Below are 576 nucleotides of genomic sequence, written 5' to 3' on the forward strand. Positions count from 1 at the left end.
AGCATGCCGACACTCTTCCTGCTGATCATCCTGGCCAGCGTCGTGCAGCCGAGCTTCTGGTGGCTTCTCGGGCTGCTGCTGCTCTTCTCGTGGATGAGCCTGGTGGCGGTGGTGCGCGCCGAGTTCCTGCGCGCGCGCAACTTCGACTACGTGCGCGCGGCCCGCGCGCTCGGCGCGCGCGACCTGACGATCATGTTCCGCCACATCCTGCCCAACGCGATGACCGCCGCGCTCTCCTTCCTGCCGTTCATCCTGTCGGCGGCGATCACCTCGCTGACGGCGCTCGACTTCCTGGGCTTCGGCCTGCCGCCGGGGAGCCCCTCGCTCGGCGAGCTCCTGAACCAGGGCAAGAACAACCTGAACGCCCCCTGGCTCGGGCTCTCGGGCTTCTTCGTGATCGCGATCCTGCTCGCGCTGCTGGTCTTCGTCGGCGAGGGGGTGCGCGACGCCTTCGACCCGCGGCGGACCTTCCGCGCTGCGCCGCCGCCGCCGGAGCCCGGCGCCGTCGCGGAGGCCGCGTGAGTCTCCTCGAGGTGCAGGACCTCGCGGTGCGCTTCGAGGGTGGCGGCAAGCCGG

The 576-nt window shown here is 71.0% G+C and carries 1 protein-coding gene; it reads left to right on the forward strand.

Going from position 1 to position 576, the window contains the following annotated elements:
- Window positions 1–522, forward strand: a 522-nt coding sequence (locus L6Q96_23465; GenBank protein ID MCK6557506.1) for an ABC transporter permease subunit, incomplete at its 5' end; no start/stop codon positions are given.
- Window positions 523–576: the final 54 nt, after the last annotated feature.

This window comes from Candidatus Binatia bacterium, from assembly GCA_023150935.1.
Lineage (GTDB): Bacteria > Desulfobacterota > Binatia > HRBIN30 > HRBIN30 > JAKLJW01.